24 protein-coding genes are annotated in these 23558 nt (G+C 69.3%); 13 read left to right on the top strand and 11 right to left on the bottom strand.

Annotated elements, in window-relative coordinates; all coding sequences use genetic code 11:
• The 3 genes from Q8K49_RS02815 to Q8K49_RS02805 form a co-directional block, all read right to left on the bottom strand.
• Positions 1-660, bottom strand: a complete 660-nt coding sequence (locus Q8K49_RS02815; RefSeq protein WP_305303906.1) for a MotA/TolQ/ExbB proton channel family protein — start codon at positions 658-660, stop codon at positions 1-3.
• Between the two features lie 8 nt (positions 661-668).
• Positions 669-1478 carry a 4-hydroxy-tetrahydrodipicolinate reductase gene (gene dapB / locus Q8K49_RS02810; RefSeq protein ID WP_305303905.1) on the bottom strand — a complete coding sequence of 270 codons (810 nt, stop codon included), beginning with the start codon at positions 1476-1478 and terminating at the stop codon, positions 669-671.
• 124 nt (positions 1479-1602) lie between these two features.
• Entirely contained in the window at positions 1603-2124 is a 522-nt protein-coding gene (locus Q8K49_RS02805; RefSeq protein WP_305303904.1) for an outer membrane protein assembly factor BamE, read from the bottom strand.
• A gap of 140 nt (positions 2125-2264) precedes the next feature.
• On the opposite strand from Q8K49_RS02805, the gene fur reads away from it, so the two are divergent.
• Complete coding sequence (fur, locus tag Q8K49_RS02800) at positions 2265-2696, top strand: ferric iron uptake transcriptional regulator (RefSeq protein WP_370867718.1); 432 nt, start codon at positions 2265-2267, stop codon at positions 2694-2696.
• Positions 2697-2743: 47 nt separating this feature from the next.
• Here fur and hprK read toward each other — a convergent pair whose 3' ends face one another.
• The 3 genes from hprK to hpf all read right to left on the bottom strand — a co-directional run bounded on the left by hprK (position 2744) and on the right by hpf (position 4841).
• Positions 2744-3700, bottom strand: coding sequence for an HPr(Ser) kinase/phosphatase (gene hprK, locus Q8K49_RS02795; RefSeq protein ID WP_305303902.1), 957 nt, complete (start codon positions 3698-3700; stop codon positions 2744-2746).
• Positions 3701-3818: 118 nt separating this feature from the next.
• Positions 3819-4289: a PTS sugar transporter subunit IIA gene (locus Q8K49_RS02790; protein ID WP_305303901.1), complete on the bottom strand. Its 471-nt coding sequence runs from the start codon at positions 4287-4289 to the stop codon at positions 3819-3821.
• A 210-nt stretch (positions 4290-4499) separates the two neighbouring features.
• Positions 4500-4841, bottom strand: coding sequence for a ribosome hibernation-promoting factor, HPF/YfiA family (hpf, locus tag Q8K49_RS02785; RefSeq protein WP_305303900.1), 342 nt, complete (start codon positions 4839-4841; stop codon positions 4500-4502).
• A 281-nt stretch (positions 4842-5122) separates the two neighbouring features.
• On the opposite strand from hpf, the gene Q8K49_RS02780 reads away from it, so the two are divergent.
• The 3 genes from Q8K49_RS02780 to metW all read left to right on the top strand — a co-directional run bounded on the left by Q8K49_RS02780 (position 5123) and on the right by metW (position 7582).
• Positions 5123-5743, top strand: a complete 621-nt coding sequence (locus Q8K49_RS02780; protein ID WP_305303899.1) for a glutathione S-transferase family protein — start codon at positions 5123-5125, stop codon at positions 5741-5743.
• 73 nt (positions 5744-5816) lie between these two features.
• Positions 5817-7001, top strand: coding sequence for a homoserine O-acetyltransferase (locus tag Q8K49_RS02775; RefSeq protein ID WP_305303898.1), 1185 nt, complete (start codon positions 5817-5819; stop codon positions 6999-7001).
• The gene (gene metW, locus Q8K49_RS02770; RefSeq protein ID WP_305303897.1) at positions 6998-7582 is read left to right on the top strand and encodes a methionine biosynthesis protein MetW; all 585 of its coding nucleotides are present in this window, start codon (positions 6998-7000) and stop codon (positions 7580-7582) included. Before Q8K49_RS02775 ends, metW begins: the two co-directional genes overlap by 4 nt.
• 7 nt (positions 7583-7589) lie before the next feature.
• On the opposite strand, the gene Q8K49_RS02765 is transcribed toward metW, so the two are convergent.
• The 4 genes from Q8K49_RS02765 to Q8K49_RS02750 all read right to left on the bottom strand — a co-directional run bounded on the left by Q8K49_RS02765 (position 7590) and on the right by Q8K49_RS02750 (position 12565).
• Complete coding sequence (locus tag Q8K49_RS02765; RefSeq protein ID WP_305303896.1) at positions 7590-9287, bottom strand: M14 family metallopeptidase; 1698 nt, start codon at positions 9285-9287, stop codon at positions 7590-7592.
• Positions 9288-9350: 63 nt separating this feature from the next.
• A complete protein-coding gene (locus tag Q8K49_RS02760) occupies positions 9351-10127 on the bottom strand; it encodes a LytTR family DNA-binding domain-containing protein (protein WP_305303895.1) in 777 nt (258 codons plus the stop codon).
• Positions 10124-11197, bottom strand: coding sequence for a sensor histidine kinase (locus Q8K49_RS02755; protein ID WP_305303894.1), 1074 nt, complete (start codon positions 11195-11197; stop codon positions 10124-10126). The genes Q8K49_RS02760 and Q8K49_RS02755 overlap by 4 nt, the downstream gene beginning before the upstream one ends.
• Positions 11198-11341: 144 nt before the next feature.
• The gene (locus Q8K49_RS02750) at positions 11342-12565 is read right to left on the bottom strand and encodes an NAD(P)/FAD-dependent oxidoreductase (protein WP_305303893.1); all 1224 of its coding nucleotides are present in this window, start codon (positions 12563-12565) and stop codon (positions 11342-11344) included.
• 140 nt (positions 12566-12705) lie between these two features.
• Between Q8K49_RS02750 and Q8K49_RS02745 the strand changes: the two genes are divergently transcribed.
• The 8 genes from Q8K49_RS02745 (at position 12706) to Q8K49_RS02710 (ending at position 19234) form a co-directional block, all read left to right on the top strand.
• Entirely contained in the window at positions 12706-13089 is a 384-nt protein-coding gene (locus Q8K49_RS02745; RefSeq protein ID WP_305303892.1) for a TraR/DksA family transcriptional regulator, read from the top strand.
• A 121-nt stretch (positions 13090-13210) separates the two neighbouring features.
• Positions 13211-14356 carry a Re/Si-specific NAD(P)(+) transhydrogenase subunit alpha gene (locus Q8K49_RS02740; RefSeq protein ID WP_305303891.1) on the top strand — a complete coding sequence of 382 codons (1146 nt, stop codon included), beginning with the start codon at positions 13211-13213 and terminating at the stop codon, positions 14354-14356.
• 29 nt (positions 14357-14385) lie between these two features.
• Positions 14386-14715: an NAD(P) transhydrogenase subunit alpha gene (locus Q8K49_RS02735; RefSeq protein ID WP_305303890.1), complete on the top strand. Its 330-nt coding sequence runs from the start codon at positions 14386-14388 to the stop codon at positions 14713-14715.
• Entirely contained in the window at positions 14712-16148 is a 1437-nt protein-coding gene (locus Q8K49_RS02730) for an NAD(P)(+) transhydrogenase (Re/Si-specific) subunit beta (protein ID WP_305303889.1), read from the top strand. The genes Q8K49_RS02735 and Q8K49_RS02730 overlap by 4 nt, the downstream gene beginning before the upstream one ends.
• 86 nt (positions 16149-16234) lie before the next feature.
• Entirely contained in the window at positions 16235-16594 is a 360-nt protein-coding gene (locus Q8K49_RS02725) for a CopG family transcriptional regulator (RefSeq protein WP_305303888.1), read from the top strand.
• A 53-nt stretch (positions 16595-16647) separates the two neighbouring features.
• Entirely contained in the window at positions 16648-17049 is a 402-nt protein-coding gene (locus Q8K49_RS02720; RefSeq protein ID WP_305303887.1) for a type II toxin-antitoxin system VapC family toxin, read from the top strand.
• A 104-nt stretch (positions 17050-17153) separates the two neighbouring features.
• Entirely contained in the window at positions 17154-18500 is a 1347-nt protein-coding gene (locus Q8K49_RS02715) for an amidase (protein WP_305303886.1), read from the top strand.
• Positions 18497-19234 (top strand): 16S rRNA (uracil(1498)-N(3))-methyltransferase, encoded by a 738-nt coding sequence (locus Q8K49_RS02710; protein ID WP_305303885.1) that lies wholly within the window; start codon positions 18497-18499, stop codon positions 19232-19234. Before Q8K49_RS02715 ends, Q8K49_RS02710 begins: the two co-directional genes overlap by 4 nt.
• A gap of 32 nt (positions 19235-19266) precedes the next feature.
• Here the strand turns inward: Q8K49_RS02710 and Q8K49_RS02705 are convergent, their stop codons facing one another.
• Positions 19267-20544: an MFS transporter gene (locus Q8K49_RS02705; RefSeq protein WP_305303884.1), complete on the bottom strand. Its 1278-nt coding sequence runs from the start codon at positions 20542-20544 to the stop codon at positions 19267-19269.
• A gap of 181 nt (positions 20545-20725) precedes the next feature.
• On the opposite strand from Q8K49_RS02705, the gene Q8K49_RS02700 reads away from it, so the two are divergent.
• Positions 20726-23521 (top strand): TonB-dependent receptor, encoded by a 2796-nt coding sequence (locus Q8K49_RS02700; protein WP_305303883.1) that lies wholly within the window; start codon positions 20726-20728, stop codon positions 23519-23521.
• Positions 23522-23558 lie beyond the last annotated feature (37 nt).

Raw genomic sequence — 23558 nt, 5'->3', positions numbered from 1 at the left:
TCAGCGCTCCGGGCGGGTGGCGTCCAGCACCATCTCGCGCAGGTCGTGCGCAAAGCCTTCGAGCTCGGCCTCGCACACCGCCACGCGCTTGCCGAATACGTTGTAAGCCAGCACCGCCGGCACGGCCACGGCGATGCCGGCGGCGGTCATCACCAGCGCTTCGCCAATGGGGCCCGAGACCTTGTCGATGGAGAGGCTGCCCGCTGCGGCGATGCCCACCAGCGCGTGGTAGATGGCCCAGACGGTGCCGAACAGGCCCACGAAGGGCGCGGTGCTGCCGATCGAAGCCAGCAGCACCTGGCCGAACTGCAGGTGGGCCAGGCCGCGGTGCAGGGCGTCGCGCAGGCGGCGCGTGAGCTGCGAGTCGAGCTGGCCGCGGGCCTCCAGCGTGCCGGCGGCAGGCTGCGCCACGGTGGCGTCCAGCAGCGGCAGCAGCACGCGCTCGCGGTCCAGCGCGGCCAGCCGGACGCGTCCCTCGTCCAGCGAGGCCGCGTCCCAGAAGGCCGGCACGGCGCGGGCGATGTCACCGTCGGCGCGGCGCAGCACCCAGCCCTTCCAGAAAATCAGCACCCAGGCCGCCACCGACATGGCGAGCAGCAGCAGCGCCACGGCGCGGCCGACGCCGTCGCTCGCGTCCCAGAAATGCGCCAGGCCTTCCATGGGCGGCTTCAGCCCCGCAGGCCGAGCACGTCATCCATGCCGTAGAGGCCGGGCGTGCGGCCCGGGGCGGACAGAAAACGCGCCGCGCGCAGGCTGCCCTCGGCGTAATTGGCACGGCTGCTGCTCTTGTGCGCGATCTCGATGCGCTCGCCGGTGCCGGCAAAGAGCACCATGTGCTCGCCGACGATATCGCCGCCGCGCACGGTGGCAAAGCCAATGCTTCCGGCCGGCCGCTCGCCGGTGTGGCCATGGCGCGTGAAGACGCCCTGCGTGGCGAGATCGACGCCGCGGGCGCGCGCCAGCACCTCGCCCATGGCCAGCGCCGTGCCGCTGGGGGCGTCGACCTTGTGCCGGTGGTGGGCTTCGACGACCTCGATGTCGTAGGCCTCGCCCAGCGCGCGCGCGGCCTGCTCCAGCAGGCGCAGCATGACATTCACGCCCACGCTCATGTTGGGCGCCATCACCAGGGCCAGCCGCTGCGCGTGGGCGGTGATCTCGGCCTTCTGTGCCGGCGTGAAGCCGGTGGTGCCGATGACGGCGCGCACGCCCAGTTCGCGGCACGCGGCCAGGTGCGCCAGCGTGCCTTCGGGGCGGGTGAAGTCGATCAGCACCGAGGCGCCGGCCAGCCCTGCGCGCAGGTCGGCGGTCACAGCCACGCCGGTGGGGCGGCCGAGAAAGGCGCCGGCGTCCTGGCCCAGTGCCGGGCTGCCGGGCGCGTCCAGCGCGCCGGCCAGGGCACAGTCGGGGCTGGCAAGCACGGCCTCGACGAGCATGCGGCCCATGCGGCCTGAGGCTCCTGCAACCGCGATCTTCAGCATGCCCGCCGGCAGAGAAGATGTGAAGATTTCGTCGCGAGCAGCCCGAGCTCAGGTCGAGCACCGCAGCCGTACTCCCGTACGGCGAGGAGCGCAGGCCTGAGAACGGGTTGCGCAGCAGGAAGATTCATGTCTTCTCGAGCGGCGGGTACTCGCGCACCGGGCCCATGGGCTCGACCGGCGGCGCCTCTCGCTTGGGCGGCAGCGGCAGCGCGGCGCGCTCTTGCTCGCTGAGTTCGAGCTTGGGCGCACGCAGGTCACGGAAGCGGCTGATGGAGGCGACGAAATCGCGCTCCGAAGGCAGCTCCGGCGCCTCCACCGACTTGACCTTGTCGGCCTCGAAGTGCACCACCACGCTGCGGCGCTGCGGCGTGGCGCCGGCCCGGCGCAAGGTGAAGATGTAGTCCCAGCGGTCGGCGTGGAAGGGGTCGGCCAGCAGCGGCGTGCCCATGATGTCGCGCACCTGCAGTCGCGTCAGGCCGGGCTTGACCGCGGCCACCTGCTCCTTGGTGACGGCGTTGCCCTGCACGATGTCGATGCGGTAGGGCGTGATGAAGCCGATCAGGCTGTCGGTGCGTTGCAGCGCTTCGCAGCCCACAAGCTGGGAGGCCAGGGCCATGGCGCAAAGCAGATAAATCGGTCGTCGCATGGGCGGCAGCGCTGGGGCGGGCGGTTCGGGGCGTGGGCTGCAGGGCGCGCGCAATGCGCCACCGGCCGCAGACGGATCATGCCTGGCTGGCTATGATGGGCGGATTCTAGCGGGGGCGGGCCCAGCGCCGGGGCAGCGGCATGACGACACATGTGGACGAACTCAAGAGCAGCGGGCTGAAGGCCACGCTGCCACGCATCAAGATCCTGGAGATCTTCCAGCACGCCGAGCGCCGCCACATGACGGCCGAGGATGTCTACAAGGCCCTGCTCACCGAAGGCGCCGACATCGGCCTGGCCACCGTGTACCGCGTGCTGATGCAGTTCGAGCAGGCCGGGCTGCTCTCGCGCAGCAACTTCGAGTCCGGCAAGGCGGTGTTCGAGCTCAACGCCGGCCAGCACCATGACCACCTGGTGTGCCTGGACTGCGGCCGGGTCGAGGAATTCTTCGACGCCGAGATCGAGCAGCGCCAGCGTGCCGTGGCCACCGCGCGCGGGTTCGAGCTGCAGGAGCATTCGCTGGCGCTGTATGCCCGCTGCAGCAAGCCGGACTGCGAGCACCGCGGCAAGTAGCCGCGGGGGCGGGCCGCGCCCTTCAGCCCTTCAGCACTTCAAGCCCTTCAACTCCCGGCCGCGTGCCCCATCGCCAGCTGATGGCGGCGGACGAATTCCTGGTAGGTGTCGATGCCGCGCAGCTGCAGCACGGTATTGCGCACGGCGGCTTCCACCAGGACCGCCAAGTTGCGCCCGGCGTCCACGGCGATCACCACCTTGCGCACCGGCAGGCCCAGCACGTCTTCGAAGAGCGGTTCGTAGGGCAGGCGCTCGAATTCGCGCTCCAGCGTCTCCTTGCGCACCAGGTGCACGATGAGCCGCAAGCGCATCTTGCGCCGCACGGCCGTCTCGCCAAAGATGACCTTGATATCGAGCAGGCCGATGCCGCGCACTTCCAGCAGGTTCATCAGCAGTTCGGGGCAGCGGCCTTCCAGCGCCGTCTGGCTGATGCGGAACAGGTCCACCGCGTCGTCGGCCACCAGGCCGTGGCCACGCGAGATGAGCTCCAGCCCGAGTTCGCTCTTGCCCAGGCCCGATTCGCCGGTGAGCAGCACACCCAGGCCGAGGATGTCCATGAATACGCCGTGGCGCGTGGTGCGCTCGGCGAAGAGGTGGCCGAGGTAGGTGCGCACGACGTCGATGACGTGGCCGGCCGATTCGCGGGTCACGAACAGCGGGATCTCGGCCCGCCCGCACATGGCCACCAGGCGGTCGGGCGGCGTGGCGTCGTCGGCCACGATGATCACCGGCGGCTCGAGCGTGACGATGCGCGAGATGCGCCGTTCCTGGTCCTCGGGCAGGCTTTCCATCAGGTAGGCCACTTCGCGCCGGCCGACGATCTGCACCCGGTACGGGTGAATGTAGTTGAGGTAGCCCACCAGGTCGGCGGCCGAGCGGGCGGCAAGCACGGCGGCCTCGTCGAAGCGGCGCTCGGGGTGGGCGTGGCCGGCGATCCACTCCCAGCGCATCGCCTCGCGGTGCGCCTCGAAGAGCGCCTCTGCGCTGATCGAGCTGGGCTTCACCGTGCGCGAACCCGCAGCGCCCGGCTGCCCGACCAAGGCCTTGCGCGGATCCGGCTCTGCCGGGCCGCAGCAAGAGCCCCCTCGGGGGGTGGCGAACGCAGCGAGCCTGGGGGCATGTTTACGCCACCGACCTGAGCGGTTCCCAGTCGGCGATGAGCTTGTGCACGCCGGCGGCGTCGACCTCGGTCTTCAGCCGCTCGCGAAGATCGCGGTCGGAGAGCATCTCGGCAATTTCGGACAGGATTTCCAGGTGCCTTTGCGTGGCCGCCTCGGGCACGAGCAGGAAGATCAGCAGCGACACCGGTTCGTCGTCGGGCGCGTCGAAAGGAATCGCCTGGTTCACCCTCAGCACCGCGGCCAGCGGGTTCTTCAGGCCCTTGATGCGGCCATGCGGGATGGCCACCGCGTGGCCCAGGCCGGTGGAGCCCAGCCTTTCCCGCGCGAAGAGATTGTCCGTGACGGTGCCCCGGGCGATCGAGTGCTGGTTCTCGAACAGCAAACCCGCCTGCTCGAAAATACGCTTCTTGCTGGTCGCATCCACATTCACCAGCACGTTGCTGGCAGGCAGGATCGCGGCGAGACGGTTCATCGGCCCATTTCCTCTTGCCGCGTGCCACTGGCCCCGCAGCAATTGAAGGTGTTAAGTGAGCTGGCGATGATAGCCCCGGCCCCGCCACGCGGTGCCGGGCAAAAGACCCCGAAAGGGGTGGAATCGGCCAGGGTTGCGGCGCCGCAGCAACAGCGGCGTGCCCGCATGCAAAACGGCCCCGAAGGGCCGTGGGTGCAGGGTCACTGCGGGCTACTGGACGCCCACATCGGCGCGCTTGGCGGTGGCGTGGTGGTGATCCTGCGTGCGGTCCTTGTGGCGCACGACCTGGCGATCGAGTTTGTCCATCAGCTGGTCGATGGCAGCGTACAGATCTTCATGCGCCTGCTCGACAAAGATATCGCGACCCTTGACATGCAGTGTCACCTCGGCCTTTTGCCTGCGCTCCTTCTCCTTCAACTTTTCCACCGTGAGCAGCACGGTGACATCCACGACCTGATCGAAATGCCGGGTCACGCGTTCCAGCTTGGTGAGCACGTATTCCCTGAGTGCGGGCGTGACTTCGAGGTGATGGCCACTGATCGTCAAATTCATCAGAACCTCCTTTGCGAGGGTGAGGCGAAATGCCGGCGGCCCGACCACCGGCTGGGGAAAGATCCGGTCGTGATAGTTGAGGGGGTGGAGGGGGAAAACAAGGGTGGCGGCGCGATGCCGTGCGACCCAGTGTGCTCCCGTTGCCAGACCCTGACAAGCGCCCTGCCCGCCTCCCGGGCATCGCGCTGTGAAGGAAGTCGGAAAGCGCCCGCGACACGCGTCCAGACACGTCTGGCTAGAATGGTTTTGCCCCAGGGACAAGACCCATAAGCAAGCAACAGATGAAACTGATCGGCTCTCTCACCAGTCCGTACGTGCGCAAGGTCCGCATCGTGATGGCCGAGAAGAAGCTCGACTACCAGCTCGTTCTCGAAGACGTGTGGGCCAGCGACGCCATTCTGAAGATCACCCCGCTGGGCCAGGTGCCTTGCCTGGTGATGGAAGGCGGCGAGGCGGTCTTCGATTCGCGGGTCATCGTCGAGGTCCTCGACACGCTCTCGCCCGTGGGCAAGCTCATCCCACCCTCGGGGCGCGAACGCACCGAAGTGCGCACCTGGGAGGCGCTGGCCGACGGCATGGTCGACGCCGCCATCCTGGCGCGCCTGGAAGCCACCTGGAAAGGTCGGCGTGAGGGCGAACGATCGCAAGCCTGGATAGACCGCCAGATGAGCCGTGTGCTGGGCTGCGTGAAGGCGATGGCCGAAGGCCTGGGCGACAAGCCGCATTGCGCCGGCACCCACTTCACGCTGGCCGATGTGGCCGTGGGTTGCGCGCTGGGTTACCTGGCCTTTCGCTTCCCCGAGATCGCCTGGCGCGACGAGCACCCCCACCTGCAAAGGCTCTACGACAAGCTCGCCGCCCGGTCCAGTTTCATCGACAGCGCGCCGCCGGGCGCGGCATAGCCGGCCGGGTGTTGTCGGGCGCGATCAGCCGCCGCAGAGCCGCCCGGGCCATCGGCCTCGCTATATTCCATCCATGGGCGCCATCGGGCTGGTCACACCGCAGCAGATGAACTTCAGCGAGCCGCTGGCGCTGAAGAGTGGCGCGGTGCTCGCCGACTACTGGCTCACCTACGAGACCTACGGCACGCTCAACGCCGAGCGCAGCAACGCCGTGCTGGTGTGCCACGCGCTCAACGCCAGCCACCATGTGGCCGGCACGCATGCCGACGGCAGCCTGGGCTGGTGGGACAACCTGGTCGGCCCCGGCAAGCCGCTGGACACCGACCACTTCTTCGTCATCGGCGTCAACAACCTGGGTTCGTGCTTCGGTTCCACCGGGCCCATGCACCTGCACCCGACCCACGGCCGCGTATACGGCGCCGACTTTCCCGTGGTGACGGTGGAAGACTGGGTCGATTCGCAGGCCCGGCTGATGGACCGCCTGGGCATCCGGCAGTTGGCGGCCGTGGTCGGTGGCAGCCTTGGGGGCATGCAAGCGCTGGCCTGGACGTTGCGCCACCCGCAGCGGGTGCGCCACTGCATCGCGGTGGCCACGGCGCCCAACCTGTCGGCGCAGAACATCGCCTTCAACGAAGTGGCCCGTCGCGCCATCATCACCGACCCCGATTTCCACGGTGGCCACTTCTACGCCCACGGCGTGGTGCCCAAACGCGGGCTGCGCGTGGCGCGCATGATCGGCCACATCACCTACCTGGCCGAGGACGCCATGGAGGCCCGGTTCGGGCGCCGCACGCGCAGCGCACCGGGCGCCCTGCCCCTGGTCGACGGCACCGAGATCGGTTACGCCTACAGCACGCAGGACATCGAGTTCCAGATCGAAAGCTACCTGCGTCACCAGGGCGACAAGTTCAGCGAGTACTTCGACGCCAACACCTACTTGCTGATCACCCGCGCGCTGGACTATTTCGACCCCGCGCGCGAGCACGGCGGCGATCTGGCGCGCGCCTTCGCCCCGGCGCGCGGCAAACCCCAGGGCATCGGCTTTCTGCTGGTGAGCTTCGTCACCGACTGGCGCTTCTCGCCGGCGCGCTCGCGCGAGATCGTCAAGGCGCTGGTCGACAACCGCATCCATGTGTCGTACGCGGAGATCGACGCGCCGCACGGGCACGACGCCTTCCTGCTCGACGACCCGCGCTACCACCAGGTCATGCGTTCGTACTTCGAGCGCATCGCAACCGAAAGCGTGGGGCACTCGTGAGCGAACGCAAGGACCTCGAAATCATCGCCGAGCTGGTGCCCGCGGGCAGCCGTGTGCTCGACCTGGGTTGCGGCAGCGGCGAGCTGCTGGCGCACTTGCGCGACCACAAGGGCTGCAGCGGCTACGGCATCGAGATCGCCGACGCCCATGTGCTGGCCAGCGTGCGCCGAGGCATCGACGTCATCCAGCTCAACCTCGAGGAAGGCCTGGCGCTCTTCGACGACCTGAGCTTCGACGTCGTGCTGCAGCTCGACACCCTGCAGCACCTGCGCAACACCGAGCGCATGTTGCGCGAAACCGCGCGCGTGGGCCGCATCGGCATCGTCAGTTTTCCCAATTTCGCGCACTGGCCCAACCGGCTGCGCGTGACCACCGGGCGCATGCCGGTGACGCGCGCGCTGCCCTACGAGTGGTACGACACGCCCAATATCCGCGTCGGCACCTATACCGATTTCGGCGTGCTCGCGCAGCGCTGTGGCCTGGCCGTGACCGACAGCTTCGGCCTGCAGGCCGGGCGCGTGGTGCGCCGCTGGCCCAACCTCATGGCCAGCGTGGCGGTATTCAGGTTCGAGCGGGCCTGAGCGGCCCTCAATCCAGCGTCACCTCGGCGTGCACCGTGCCCGCACGGCCGGCCGTGGCCGACAGCGCGATGGCGGTGCCGCGCGGCCCGCGCACCACCCACTCGACCACGGCACGGTCGCCCGTGATTTCGCGGTGGGGCAGGAAGGCCTGCTGCGAGTTCTTCGGCGCGTGGCCTTCGAGCTGCGCGCCTTCCACCCGCTCACGGCCGGTGACCATGTGCACACCGGGGGGCAGGTGGATGTGGAAGACCGTGCCACGCACCGTCTTGCGTTCCAGCGCGCGCTTGGTCACGTAGGCCGGCAGGTAGCCGCTGTTGGCCACCGCGAAACGCACGCGCCAGGTGTCGGCGCCCAGCGCGCGCACTTCCGTGCGCAGCACCTCGAGCTTGGGCAGCGAGAGCGCGATCTGCGTCAGCCAGGCCGGGAAGCGCGCGGCCTCGCGCTCGCGCAGATGAGGCGGCGGGTTGCGCCAGTAGTTCATCTTGTCCCAACCGCCCATCTCCACCATGCCCAGTTGCGGGTGGCGGAAGGGGTACCAGTTCACGTACGCCTTGCCGGCACACTGCTCGTCGCTCCACTTCAACAGCTTCAGGTCGTCTTCCACCGGGTGATCGCGGTACCACTCGATCCACTGGTAGTCGGTGATGCCGGCCTCCTTGTTGGGGGCCCAGATCTCGACCGTCCAGAACAGCGCCCCCAGGTGCTCGTAGACCCAGTCCTGGGTGCCGGTGATGATCTGCTTGGGGTGGTACTTGAACTCGTGGAAGATGCTGATGGCGGGGTAGCCGGTGAGCTTGGCGCCGATGTCGGACAGGCGCTTGTACATCCACAGGTCTTCGGGCGTCATGTCGTCGTCGCTCTGCGTGCCCATGGGCCGCAGGATGACGCCGCTGTGGGTGTGGAAGCTCACCGCCGCGCCGATATTCGGGTGGCTGGTGATGAACTCCACCATGGCCCGCACCTCGGGCTCGCTGGCGGGGTAGGGGCCGGCGCCGACCTGCTCGAATTCCTGACGCCAGTAGGCCGGGAAGTTGCGGTTCAGGTCCAGGCCTTCGCGGTCCGGGTTGGCGGTGATCCTCAGGCCGTCGAAATTCTTCAGCGTGCCTTCGGGAATGAGGCGGAAATACTCGCCGCCGAATTCGCCGGGCTCGCGCGCCACCATCAGGCGCGCGTCGGTGGCGTGCTTCTTGTACGGGCCATGCGGGTCAGGCACGCGCATCTGCAGCACGCGGCCGTCGCCGTCCACGTCTTCGATGCTCAAGCCTTCGACCGGCTCCTCGTCGAAGGGGTAGGGCCGCGTGGACGCGCGGATGTGGCGCGGCTTGTCGGCCAGCGCGAGCTCGGCGCCGTCGGGGTTCAGGCGCGGCACCATGTAGACCACACGGGTATCGAGCAACTGGCGCACTTTCGCGTCGCCGGCTCCATAGCCCGAGACCAGCTGGTGCAGCCAGTACAGGCAGGCGGTGCTGGCCGTCAGCTCGGCGGCGTGGATATTGCCGTCGACCCAGAACGCGGGCTTGTCGGCGTCGCTGCCGCTGGCGTGGTTGGTGATGGCCAGCAGCCAGATGTCGCGCCCTTCGAAACTCTTGCCGATGGACTGCAGGCGCACGAGCTGCGGCACCGCGGCGGCGTAGTCCTGCAGCAGGCGGGTGAGTTCGGCGTGGCGGTAGAACTGGTCGAAGCGCGGGACGGGAATCGCAGGCATGGTGGGCAGGCCGTGGCTTGGTCGTGCCTCGCATGCTACCCGCGCACACCGCCGCAGCCTTACTCACTGACCCTTGAACAGAGCCTGAAAATGGCGCGAAACGGGCAGTTTCTCAGCCCCGGCGCGCAGCGTCAGGTGCATGTGCCCCTCATCGACGCGCACCGCGCTGGCCACCTGCAGGCGGTTGACGATGACCGAACGGTGCACCTGCCAGAACTGGCGCTCGTCGATCTGCGCCAGCAGCTCCTTGAGCGGCGTGCGGATCAGCGCCTCGCCGCCGACACCGTCCACCGCGTAGACGACCCGCGTGTAGCGCGCATCAGCCTCGAAATAGATGACGTCGGCCACACGAATCAGCCGCACTTCCTTGCCCACGCCAGCCTGGATCACGTCCAGCAGTGGTGCGCGGCGCAACTGCCCAGCAAGCTGCTCCAGCAGGGCCTGCAGTCCAGCGGGGTCTGGCGCCGGGGTCGACGGCGGCCGCTGCAAGCGGCTGCGCACGCGTTGCAAGGCCTGCGCCAAGCGTGCCAGGTCGACCGGCTTCATCACGTAGTCCACCGCTCCGGCGTCGAAGGCAGCCAGCGCCTGGTCGTCGTGGGCGGTGACGAAAACCACCGGCGTGCGCCCGGCGATGCGCCGCGCCACGTCGATGCCGCTCAGGCCGGGCATGCGGATGTCCAGGAAGCAGACCTCGGGTTCGTGCTCGAGCCAGGCGTCCCAGGCATCGACGCCGTTGGCTGCAGTGGCCACGACCTCGAGCTCGGGCCAGGCGACGCGCAGGGCGGCCAGCAGCTGCTCGCGCGGGCCTTCTTCATCGTCGGCGACGACTGCCCTGGTCATGGCAAGGGTCCCCTCCATGGCAGGCGGACTTCCGCGCGGCAGCCACCCCCGGGGGCCGCCTCGATGCTCAGGCGCGCTTGCCCGCCACAGGTCAGCTCCAGGCGCTGGCGCAGGTTGGCGAGGCCCGCGCCTTCGGCCATCTCGGCGGATGGGCCGGGGCCGTTGTCCTGCACCACGAACACCGCTTCTTCGGCGTGGCGGCGCAATGTGAGCAGCACCTCGCCGCCGCCGACGCGGGGCTCCACGCCATGCTCGAGGGCGTTTTCCACCAGGGTCAGCAGCAGGCCCGGCGGCAGCGGCAGCGTGCGCAGAGGATCGTCGACGTCGATCCGCCAGGAAAGGCGTGCGACGCCCATGCGTGCCTGCATCACCTGCAGGTAGCCCTCGACGGCCACGAGCTCGTCGCCCGCCGGGATGAGCGCGCGGTTGAACATCGGCAGCGTGGCGCGCAGGTAACCGGTGAGCGCGGCCAGCAGCGGTGCGGCCCGGTCATCCTTGGTCTGCACCCAGTGCTGCACCGAGGCCAGCGTGTTGAACAGGAAATGCGGCTCGAGTTGCGCAGCAGCCAGTCGGCGCGCCATCTCGATGGCGGCCTCGCGCTCGGCCTGTTCACGCAGGCGGGCCTCGATCTGTTGCGCGCGCCACACCACCAGGAACCACAGCGCCACCACCAACGCGGCGCCGCCGATGCTGAACGCCAGGGCCACGGGGTAGCGGTCGGCTTGCGCAGGGACGCGCCAGCGCATTCCCAGCGAGAGCAACAGCATGGCCCCCAGCACGCCCAGCGTGGCCAGTGCCAACGGACGCCGCCAGGGCCGCCACCACAGCCAGCGGGCGGCCACCGAGCCCATCGCCGCCAGCGCCACCAGCGCTGCACTCAGCCGCGCCGTATGGGGCGCCGGCACCAGTTGCAGCATCACGAAGGCCACCGCGGCGAAGTTGATGGCCGCCATGACCAGCAGCGTGGCGCTGGGCCTGTCGCTGCCGGCGCGTGCCATCTCGTCAGGACTGAACGCGCGCTTCGGGCCGGGGTACCAGAGTTGGCTCCAGTCGATGGTTTTGGAGAGCATGCGGCGCAGTCTAGAAGCGCCCTGCCGCGGCGCGCTGCGGTGTGCGGCGAAGGGTCGGTCTGGCGGGGTGGGCGGCGGCCGGCAGCGTGCGAACGACCTGCCGATGGGTTCGAACTCGCCACAGCGGCAGGGGGTTGCCGGCGCTCACTCGAACAACAGCTTGGTCAGGCCGCGCCAGGTGAACAGGCGCCCCGGGTTCTGCGTTTCCTCGAGCACGCCGCTGAGGCGGCGCAGGATGCGTGCGCTGCGCCGGCCGCGCCAGACCACCAGATCGGCCAGCCAGGGGTACTGGTTGACGCGGCTGGCGGTTTCGTAGAGGTCGAACTTGGGCTGCAGCCCGCGCAGGCCGGCCTCGTAGCGCTGGCGCACCGCCGCTTCGGGCCCGCCGCCGTCCGCCAGCACGGCTTCGGCGGCGAGCAGGCCGGTTTCCATGGCCTTGCCTATGCCCTCGCCGCTGAAGGCATAGGTGCTGCCCACGACCTCGCCCACGCCGAGCAAGCCCGGGCGCGACCAGCGCGCGCCCTGCAACGAACAGCGCAGCGGTGCGCCCTTGAGCTCGCCCTGCAGTTCACCGCCGGCCATCAGCTCGGCGGCAGGCGCATAGACGGCGCAGAAGTCCGCGAACATGCGGCGCAGGTTCACGTCCTGCATGCGCCCCTTGCCGTTGCGCTGCGTGATGTGGCTGCCGGTGAGCCCGGCGCCGATGTTGAACAGGCCCCCCGGCGCCGGGAAGATCCAGCCGTAGCCGCCCCGCAGCCGCGGGTGCCAGACGAGTTGCAGCTGCTGGATGCGCTCCCCCATGGCCTCGTTCCTCACATAGCCGCGCAGCGCCACGCCGCTGGGCGTGTGGCGTTCGCACAGGCCGGCGGCGGTGAGCGGCCCGGGCGCCGCGCCGGTGGCCAGCACCACCCAGTGCGCGGCGATCTCGTGCGTGGCCTCGCCGCTGCGCAGCCGTGCACCGACCACCCGCTCGCCTTCGAGCAGCGGCGCCTCGAAGCGCAGCGGCGTGAGCAGCCGCGCGCCGGCGCGCTGCGCGGCGCGCACCAGCACATGGTCCAGCACCTTGCGCGGCAATACCGAGAGCGTGCCCGGCACGTCGACATGGCCGCCGCGGGGGCCGACGCAGCGCACATGCGGCACGTGCATCGCCAGCGCCGCCACCTCGTCGTATACGCCCAGGCGGCGCAGCGCGGCGTGGGCGTCGGGGATGAGGCCGTCGCCGCAGACCTTGTCGCGCGGGAAGTCGTGCTGGTCGGCCAGCACCACGTCCAGCCCGCCCGCAGCCAGGTGATGGGCACAGGCGCTGCCGGCCGGGCCGGCGCCGACGACGAGCACGTCGCAGGCCTGGGGCAGGGTGGGGGGCAGCATGGCCGGGCGATTCTAGGAGGCCGGTGCCGAGAGGGCTGCGGGGCCGCGCGAAGGCCGCGCGCGCACAAGCATTGACCCGGCTCAAGGCGCCGCCAGTTCATTGGTGCGACCCTGGACGAAACTTCTTGGGGGTGGTTGCCATGGACGAGCGCTTGACCGCGGGCCAGCGCGCCATGCTGGAAGCCGAACTGTTGGCGCTCAAGCGCCAGCTCGACGCGCGCGTCTCCGACCACCAGGGCGGCATGACGCGCGCCGAGCATGCCCATGAGGTGCTGGAGCTGGACGGCCACGATGCCGCCCAGCGCGAAGGCGAACGCGTGCTCGACATGGCGCTGTCCGACCTCGAGCTGCGTGAACTCGCCCGCGTCAGCCAGGCGCTGGCGCGTGTACGCAACGGCAAATACGGCCTGTGCAGCGATTGCGGCGCCGATATCCCGTTCGACCGCCTGAAGGCCGAGCCCTGGGCCCAGCGCTGCATCGATTGCGAAGCCGCCCACGAAACCGAACAGCGCCGCATGGCGTAGCGCCACCCGCCGCCCGTCCTTCGCCACGCGGCCGCCGGGCCCGCGCCCAGGCCATGCCGCCACCGCCGTTGTGGTAGCGTCGCCCGCCCCAACTCAAGCCTGCAAAGACGAGGAGACGCACATGCTCATCGGCGTTCCACTCGAGACCGCGGCGGGCGAGACCCGCGTGGCGGTCACCCCCGAGACAGCCAAGAAGCTCAAGGCACAGGGCCATGTGATCAAGGTGCAGTCCGGCGCCGGTGTCGCTGCCAGCGCCACCGACGCCGCCTACGCCGCCGCCGGCGCCGAGCTCGCCGACCGCGCCGGCGCCTTCGGCTGCGCCCTCGTGCTCAAGGTGCGCAGCCCCGCCGCCGACGAACTCAGCCTGATGAAGCCGGGCACGGCGCTCGTCGGCCTGCTCAACCCCTTCGACCGCGACAACCTGCAGCGCCTGGCCGCCGCCGGGCTGACCAGCTTTGCGCTGGAAGCCGCGCCGCGCACGACACGCGCACAGGGCATGGACGTGCTCTCCAGCCAGGCCAATATCGCCGGCTACAAGGCGGTGATCATGGCCGCCGACAAGTACCAGCGCCTGTTCCCCATGCTCATGACGGCCGCCGGCACCATCAAGGCCGCGCGCGTGGTCATCCTGGGCGTGGGGGTGGCGGGGCTGCAGGCCATCGCCACGGCCAAGCGCCTGGGCGCCGTGATCGAGGCCAGCGACGTGCGGCCCTCGGTCAAGGAACAGGTGGAAAGCCTGGGCGCCAAGTTCATCGACGTGTCCTACGAGACGCCCGAGGAAAAAGAGGCCGCCGAAGGCGTGGGCGGCTACGCCAGGCCCATGCCGCAAAGCTGGCTGGACCGCCAGAAGGTCGAAGTGGCCAAGCGCGTGGCCGCGGCCGACATCGTCATCAGCACCGCGCTGATCCCGGGGCGGGCGGCGCCGGTGCTCATCACCGAAGAGATGGTCCAGTCCATGAAGCCGGGCTCGGTGATCGTCGATATGGCCGCCGGCAAGGGACCCGAGGGCCCCAGCGGGGGCCCGGGCGGCAACTGCCCCCTCACCGAAGCCGGCAAGACCGTGGTCAAGCATGGCGTCACGCTGGTCGGCGAGACCGACCTCTCGGCCCTGGTGGCGGCTGACAGCTCGAGCCTGTACGCACGCAATGTGCTGGACTTTCTCAAGCTCGTGATCACCAAGGAGGGCGAGTTCAACGTGCCGATGGACGACGACATCGTGGTCGCTTGCCTGATGACGCAGGGCGGCGAAGTCCGTCGCAAGCCCTGACCCCACGCCCCGGCACTGAGGAAACAAGCATGGACATCGTCAGCCCCACCATCACCAACCTCATCATCTTCGTGCTCGCCATCTACGTGGGCTACCACGTGGTGTGGACCGTGACCCCGGCGCTGCACACGCCGCTGATGGCCGTCACCAACGCCATCTCGGCCATCGTCATCGTCGGCGCCATGCTGGCCGCCGCGCTCACCGAAACCCCCTTGGGCAAGACCATGGGCGTGCTCGCCGTGGCGCTGGCCGCCGTCAACGTCTTCGGCGGCTTCCTCGTCACGCGGCGCATGCTCGAGATGTTCAAGAAAAAGGAGAAGAAGGCGCCCGCGGCCAGGGCCGAGGGGGGCCAGCCATGAGTCTGAACCTCGTCGCCCTGCTCTACCTGGTGGCCAGCGTCTGTTTCATCCAGGCGCTCAAGGGCCTCTCCCACCCCACCACCTCGATCCGCGGCAACCTCTTCGGCATGGTCGGGATGGCCGTCGCCGTGGTCACCACCGGCGCGCTCATCGTGCAGTTCTCGATGTTCAAGGGCCAGATGCACTGGCAGGGCATGGTCTGGGTCCTCGTCGGTCTGCTCGCCGGCGGCGCCGCCGGCACCGTCATGGCCCGGCGCGTGGAGATGACCAAGATGCCCGAGCTGGTGGCCTTCATGCACAGCATGATCGGCCTGGCTGCGGTCTTCATCGCCGTGGCCGCGGTGGCCGAACCCTGGGCTTTCGGCATCGTCGCCAAGGGCAGACTCATTCCCACCGGCAACCGTTTCGAACTCTTCCTGGGCGCAGCCATCGGCGCCATCACCTTCAGCGGCTCGGTGATCGCCTTCGGCAAGCTCAGTGGCAAATACAAATTCCGCCTCTTCCAGGGCGCGCCGGTCACCTTCACCGGTCAGCACAAGGTCAACCTGGCGCTCGGGCTGGCCATGCTCGGCCTGGGCCTGGCGTTCACCTTCACCGAGAGCTGGCCGGCGTTCTTCGCCATGCTGGCGCTGGCCTTCGTGATGGGGGTGCTGATCATCATTCCCATCGGCGGCGCCGACATGCCGGTGGTGGTGAGCATGCTCAACAGCTACTCGGGCTGGGCGGCGGCGGGCATCGGCTTCAGCCTGAACAACGCCATGCTCATCGTCGCGGGCAGCCTGGTCGGCAGCTCAGGCGCGATCCTCTCGTACATCATGTGCAAGGCGATGAACCGCTCGTTCTTCAACGTCATCCTGGGCGGCTTCGGCGGCGAGGTCGCCGCAGTAGCCACCGGTGGCGCGGCGCAGCGCCCGGTGAAGACGGGCAGCGCCGACGACGCGGCGTTCATGCTCAGCCAGGCCGAGACCGTGATCATCGTCCCCGGCTACGGCCTGGCGGTGGCGCGCGCGCAGCACGCCGTCAACGAGCTCGCCGAGAAGCTCAAGCACAAGGGCATCACGGTGAAATACGCCATTCACCCGGTGGCCGGGCGCATGCCGGGGCACATGAACGTGCTGCTCGCCGAAGCCGAGGTGCCCTACGAGCAGGTCTTCGAGATGGAAGACATCAACGGCGAATTTGCCCAGGCCGACGTGGCCATCATCCTGGGCGCCAACGACGTGGTGAACCCCGCCGCGCTGCAAAAGGGCAGTGCCATCTACGGCATGCCGATCCTGGAAGCCTTCAAGGCCAAGACCGTGATCGTCAACAAGCGCAGCATGGCCAGCGGCTACGCCGGGCTGGACAACGAACTGTTCTACATGGACAAGACGATGATGGTCTTCGGCGACGCGAAGAAGGTCGTCGAGGACATGGTCAAGGCGGTCGAATGAGCCTGGCCGCCGCGGGCGCCTGACGCGAGGCGGCTTCGATTCGTATTACACTGACGTCGGATCATGTATTACTTTCGGGGTCGACCATGACGCTGACCGTTCGCCTGCAACCGGAACTCGCCTCGGCGCTCGAGTTGCATTGCGCCGAGCGCGGCGTGACCAAGAGCCTGGTGGTGCAGGAAGTGCTGGCCGAGTATCTGGCGCAGCCGCCACGCCGTGGTTCGCGCGGCGCCGCCGCGCCTGCACCCGCCGAACCCAGCGCCAACTACCGTGCCTTCGAGGCGCTCGGGCTGATCGGCTGCGTCGAGGGCGTTGGCCCGGCGGACAAGGCCGGCGTGCGCGCCGCCTTCGAGCGCCGGCATGCGGCCAAGCGGGAGGCACGGCCCCGCGCCGATCAGACGGCGGCGCGGCCCCGCGCCGAGGCCAAGCCGCGCACGGCGCGATGACGGATCGGCACGGCCTATCCAAGACAAGACTGCCGGCGCCGAGCCGCGAAGCAGTGCTTCTCGACACCGGCTTCCTGGTGTCGCTCTTCGACCGCCGGGAGCGGCTCCACGCCGCCGCGACGGCCTGGCTCAGCGGCCAGCTTCGGCCGCTGTGGTCGGTGCCGTCGGTGCTGGTCGAGGCGGCCCACTTCCTGCCTGGCTGGCTGCGGCCGGCGCTGGCGCGCACAGTCGCATCCGGTGTCGTGAGCGTGGCCGCGCCCGACGCCGCAGCCTATGGCCGCATCGCCGTGCTGCTGGACAAGTACGCCGACCTGGACGCCGACTGGGCCGACATCGAACTCGTCTGGCTGGCCGAGACCACCGGCATCCAGCGCATCGCCACCCTCGACGTCGCCGACTTCGGCGTCTATCGCATCCACGGGCGCAAGCGCTTCGACATCGTCTGGCCGCGCTGACCCATGCCCACACTCGACTGGCTCAACCGCGCGCGGTCATCGGCAAGAATGGCCCGCCGGGCGAACGCCCGCCAACGCGTCCCGCACCCACGAGGAGACACCCCGTGTTGCCGACCATCCAAACCCTGCGCCAGCGGCTGACCGCCCCCGGCGCCCACCAGGCGCTCATCGAGCAAGTGCTCGCCGGCGCCGCCGCGCCGGCCGCGGCGCATGTCTTCACCGCACTCTTTGCCGAGCCGGCAATGGCCGCAGCCAGGGCCGCCGACGAAGCCCAGGCGGCGGGCCGGCCGCTGCCCCCGCTGGCGGGCCTGCCGGTGACGGTGAAGGACCTGTACGACATCGCCGGGCGCACCACGCGGGCCGGCGCGGTGCTGCGCCAGGATGCGCCCGCGGCGCTGCGCGATGCCGAGGCGGTGGCCCGGTTGCGCGCGGCCGGCGCGGCCATCGTCGGCCTGACGAATATGAGCGAGTTCGCGTTCTCGGGCGTGGGCCTCAACCCGCACTACGGCACGCCGCGAAATCCCGCTGCGACGGCCGCCGACCCGACCGTGGCGCGCATCCCCGGCGGCTCGTCCTCCGGCGCGGCGGTCTCGGTGGCGCTGGGCCTGGCGGTGGCCGGCCTGGGGTCGGACACCGGCGGCTCGATCCGCATCCCGGCCGCACTGTGCGGGCTGGTGGGGTTCAAAAATACGCAGGCGCGCACGCCGCTGGCCGGCGCCTTTCCACTGTCGTTCACGCTCGATACGGTGTGCGCGATGACGCGTTCGGTGGCCGACTGCCTGGTCGTCGACGGCGTGCTCGCCGGCGCGCCGCTGCCCGTGGCCGCGCGCGGCGTGGCCGGGCTGCGCCTGGCGCTGCCGCGCACGCTGATGCTCGACGCGCTGGAGCCCGCGGTGGCCACGGCCCTGGAGCGCGCGCTGGCGCGGCTGTCGGCCGCCGGCGCGGTGATCGTCGAGCTGCCGCTGGCCGAGCTGGCCGAGATCGCGCAGATCAACGCCCCGGGCGGCTTCTCGGCGGTCGAGGCCTGGGTCACGCACCGCCAGGCCATGCAAACCCGGCGCGAGCGCTTCGACCCGCGCGTGGCCGCGCGCATTGCCCCGGGTGAGGGCGTGAGCGCGGCGGACTACATCACCATGCAGCAGCGGCGGCGCGACTGGATGGCGCGCGTGACGCAGCGGCTCTCGGGCTTCGATGCCCTGATCTGCCCCACGGTGCCGATCACCGCCCCGCCCATCGCCGAACTGGTGGCCAGCGACGAGGCTTTCTTCAAGGCCAACGCCCTGCTCTTGCGCAACACCTTCGCCATCAACTTCCTCGACGGCTGCGCCTTCACGCTGCCCTGCCACGCGGCGGGCGAGCTGCCCGTGGGCCTGATGCTGGCCGCCCCGGCCGGACAAGACGCCGCGCTGGCCGGCGTGGCGCTGGCGGTGGAAGCGCGGGTCGCGTCATGACGATGCGCCTGTTCGTGGCCGCACCGCTGGTGGCCGGCGCCGAACTCGTGCTGCCGCCCGGTGCCACCCGGCACGCGCAGGTGCGCCGCGTGCAGCCCGGCGATGGGCTGGTGCTCTTCGACGGCGCCGGCAGCGACTGGCCGGCGCAGGTGCTGGCGGTGGGCCGCAGCGAAGTGCGGGTGCATGTCGGCAGCGGCAGGCCCGTGAACAACGAGCTGCCCCACGCCGTGACGCTGGCCCTGGGCATGCCCGCCAACGAACGCATGGACACGCTGGTCGAGAAGGCCTGCGAGCTCGGCGTGGCGCGCATCCAGCCGCTGCTCACCGAGCGTTCGGTGCTGCGCCTGGCCGGCGAGCGCGCCCAGCGCAAGTGCGCACACTGGCAGGCCATCGCCCAGGCGGCGTGCGAGCAGTGCGGGCGCGCCCGCGTGCCCGAGGTGGCGGCCGTGCTCACGCTGGCCGAGTGGCTGCCGCAGGCGCGCGCCGGCCTGCGGCTGGTGCTGAGCCTGCGGCTTGAAGCGCAGCCGCTGGCCCGCCTGCAGATGCCGCAAGCCGGGGCCATCACCGCACTCAGCGGCCCGGAAGGCGGCCTCACCGCGGCCGAGGAAGCCGCCGCCACCGCCCAGGGTTTCGTCGCCACGGCCCTCGGCCCGCGCGTGCTGCGTGCCGACACCGCGCCGCTGGCGGTGCTGGCCTGGCTGGCGTTGCGAGGTGGCGGCCAGGCCGAGCGCTGACCGCTGCGCACCCCGCCGCGCTGCGGGCCGCGTCAGGTGGCCTTGCGCCCGAACTCCGGGTCGATGCGCACCAGCGCGGCGGCCACGAAGGAGGGCAGCGTGGCCACGCAGGCCCAGATGAAGAAGTTCAGGTAGCCCAGCTGCGTCTGCAGCCAGCCCGCCCACATGCCGGGCAGCATCATGCCCAGGGCCATGAAGCCGGTGCATAGCGCGTAGTGCGCGGTCTTGTGGATGCGCGTGCCCTGCGCACCGCCGGCCACCATCAGCATGAACACCATGTAGGCGGTGAAGCCGAAGCCGTAGCCGAACTGCTCCACGGCGATGGCCGCGCTGACCAGCGCCAGGCCGGTGGGCTGCCACCAGGCCAGCGCCACGAATACGGTGTTGGGCAGGTGCATGCAGATCATCAGCGGCCACAGCATGCGGCGCAGCCCGCGGCGTGAGATCACCCAGCCGCCGAGCAGCCCGCCCAGGGTGAGCGCGGTGACGCCCACGGTGCCATAGGCGATGCCCACCTCCTGCGTCTTCAGCCCCAGGCCGCCCAGGCTCTGCGGGTCGAGCAGGAAGGGCGTCACCAGCTTGAGCAGCTGCGCCTCGGCGAAGCGATACAGCAGCAGGAAGCCCAGGATGCGAGCGATGTCCGGCTGGCGGAAGAAGGCCGCGAAGACGGCGCCGAAATCGACCCAGAAATGCGCGCCGCGCGGCACCGGCCGGTCGAGCGCCGGCCGCGGCAGCGCCCACAGGTGGTAGAGCGCCGCCGCGCCGAACGCCGCCGCCAGCAGCGCGAAGACGCCCACCCAGGCCTGCACCACGTCGCCGCTGCGCTCGTGCAGCCAGCCCGCCAGATAGACCAGGCCGCCCTGGCCGGCGATCATCGCCAGCCGGTAAAACGTGCTGCGCACCCCCACGAAAGCCGACTGCGTGCGCTGCGTCAGCGCCAGCATGTAGAAGCCGTCGGCGGCGATATCGTGCGTGGCCGAGGCGAAGGCCATCAGCCAGAAGACCGCCAGCGTCATCTGCAGGAATTTCGGCGCCGGCAGCGCCAGCGCCACCATGGCCAGCGCCGCACCCACGACGAACTGCATGGCGACGATCCAGCGCCGTTTGGTGCCCAGCAGATCGACCAGCGGCCCCCACAGCGGCTTGATCACCCAGGGCAGGTAGAGCCAGCTCGTATACAGGGCGATCTCGGTATTGGAGACGCCCAGGTTCTTGTAGAGCACCACCGCCAGCGTCATCACCACCACATAGGGCAGGCCTTGCGCGAAATACAGCGTGGGGATCCAGCGCCAGGGGTGTGCGGGGTTCATGCGCGTGCGGGCTCGAAGGGCAGGGCGCGATGTTCACATGGAACGGCGTGGCGGCCGGTTGGCAAGAAACCCACAGGCCGAGCTTGTCCCGATTGCCCCGTGCGTCGATCCACGGCGACACTGTGAAGTTGTGTATCCGCGTGCAGCGCGGAATTGAGTCCTTTGTCTGGAGGAGACCCGAATGAAGATGAAGACCCTGGTCGGCAGCCTGGCGCTGCTGGGTTTGGCCACCCATGCGCTGGCGCAAACCACCAGCACCCCCCAACGCGTGGAAATCACGGGCTCGAGCATCAAGCGGCTCGCGGACGAAGGGGCGCTGCCGCTGCAGGTGATCACCGCGTCCGATATCAAGCAGATGGGCGTGGCCTCCGCCGAGGAGTTGCTCCGCACGCTATCGGCCAACTCGGCCAATGTGGACAACGCCACCTCGCGCAACAACGTCTTCGGCGCCGAGCAAGACCGCCTGACCGGCGGCGCGTCGTTCGCCAACCTGCGCGGCCTGGGCCCCACCGGCACGCTGGTGCTGCTCAACGGCCGTCGCATGCCTACCCACGGCACCAGCGGCGGCGCGGTAGACCTGAATACCATTCCGATGGAAGCCGTCGCGCGGGTGGAAGTGCTCAAGGACGGCGCGTCGGCCATTTACGGCACCGACGCCATCGGTGGCGTGATCAACTTCATCCTGAAGAACGACTTCACGGGCGTCTCCGTTGGCGGTACTTTGACCAAGCCACTGGCCTCGGGCGGGGGTGACACGAAGAGCGCCTTCATCACCGCAGGCAAAGGCAGGCTGGACACGGACGGCTTCAACCTGATGGCCAGCCTGACGGTGGACAAGACCACCATCCTGCGCGGTATCGACCGCTCCTGGGCCACCGGCTTCCAGCCCGAGCGTGGCCTTTCGCCCGACACCACCAGTGCACCCCACGCCAACATCATCGGCGCAGCCGGCACCGCGCTGGCCACCACGGGCTCCACCGTCGGCGCGACCGACCCCCTGAAGTACACCAACCTGAACCTGCTGGCGATGCAGGGTGACTGCGAAGACGTGCCTTTCGGCGTGCCCCTGGCGCCGAACGTCCAGCTGTGGAGCAAGTTCGGCTACACCACCGCCAACAGCCTGTACCGCTGCGGCACCGACTACGGGCGCCAGTTCATGCTCACCGCGCCCAAGGACGCGGTGACCCTGGTGGCGCGCGGCACGAAGAAGCTCGGCGCCGCCCACACGGCCTTCGTCGAGATCGTGGGCTCGCAAACCGACAGCAAGGCCGAGTTCACGCCCTACCAGTTCAGCACCACGTCCAATGCGGTGACGAACTACCCCGTGGGCGGCCCGCACTACCTGAACCTCAAGGACTACGGCGCCAACCAGTTCGACCCGACCAAGCCCATTGCCTACCGCCTGCGCATGTGGGACTGGGGCTACCGCACGCTGGAGAACAAGTCCAAGAATACGCGCGTGTCCACCGGCATCGACGGCGACATCGGCGCCTACAGCTACAAGGCCGGACTGTCCTGGGGCAAGGCCGAAGCCTCCTCGCATGCGGTCGACGGTTACGCAGATACGAACAAGCTCATCGCCGCCCTGGCCACCGGCATCATCAACCCCTTCCTGATGCCCGGCCAGGAACAGACCCAGGCTGCCAAGGACCTGATCGAATCGACCAAGGTGCGCGGCCGGCTGTTCGGTGGCGACACCACCCTCGTGCAACTCGACGGGGCCATCTCGGGCGAACTGCTCAAGCTGCCCGCCGGCGCGCTGGAGTTCGCCCTGGGGGCGGAATACCGCAAGGAGTCCTACAACTTCAGCGGCAGCGAGGACTACACCTGCGTGAGCACCTTCACGGTGGCCAATGCAGCCCTGCCCAACTCGGTGATGGGTTGCCCGGGCAATGCCGCCTCCCCCGATGCCTCGCGCGAGATCGGCGCCGTCTACGGCGAACTGCTGGTGCCGGTGAGCCAGAGCCTGCAGTTGCAACTGGCGGTGCGCCATGATGAGTACTCGAAGATCGGCGGCACCACCAACCCGAAGATCGCCTTCAAGTTCCAGCCGAGCAAGAACTTCCTGATGCGCGGCTCCTACAACACGGGCTTCCGTGCGCCGACGGCACAACAGCTGAACCTAGGCCAGGTCACGTTGAACCTGACCGGTCAATGGAGCGACCCCGAGAAGTGCCCCACCGACCCGACGCAGTGCGCCATCGTCAGCCAGCCCTATCGCACCGGCGGCAACCCCACGCTCAAGCCCGAAACCTCCACCCAGGGCACGCTGGGCCTGGCGTTCTCGGTGCTGGATTCGCTGCAGTTCACGGCCGACTACTGGCAGGTGAAACTGGAAGACCGCATCCGCAGCCTGTCGCCGACGTTCATGATCACGAACTACGACATCTTCCGCGACAGCTTCATCCGCAACGCCGCCGGCAACGTCGACTACATCCAGGCCGGCTGGGTGAACGCCGCAGACAGTGAAACCAAGGGCCTGGACATGAGCGTGCGTCATGCCGCCAAGCTGGCCGGCGGCGTGCTCAGCAGCGAGCTCACTGCCACCAAGATGATCAGCCACAAGGAACGGTTGATCTCGACCGCGCCCTTGGTGCAGTTCGTGGGCGAGTGGTCGTCCACCACGCTGTACCTGCCATGGAAGGCCTCGGGCAGCATCGGCTTCAAGAAGAACGACTGGAACACCACGGCCTCGTTCAACTACAAGGACGGCTACAAGGACCAGGACATGTCGGTCTACTCCGTCACGCCGCCGCCGCCGCGGGAAGTTGCTTCCTACACGACCTTCAACCTGTTCACCACCTACACCGGCATCAAGAACCTGACGCTGACCGGCGGCGTCATCAACCTGTTCGACAAGGACCCGCCGTTCACCTACCACAACGTGGACAACGTGGTGGGCGCTGGCTGGGATCCGCGCGTGGCCGACCCGCGCGGCCGCACGGTCTCGGTCTCGATGCGCTACGACTTCAACTGACGCCGCCTAGGGGCCTCGCAAGAGGCCCCTTTCCTTG

This window comes from Brevundimonas sp. (assembly GCF_030682035.1).
Taxonomy (GTDB): Bacteria; Pseudomonadota; Alphaproteobacteria; order Caulobacterales; family Caulobacteraceae; genus Brevundimonas.
This window is presented reverse-complemented; position numbering and strand designations above follow the sequence as displayed.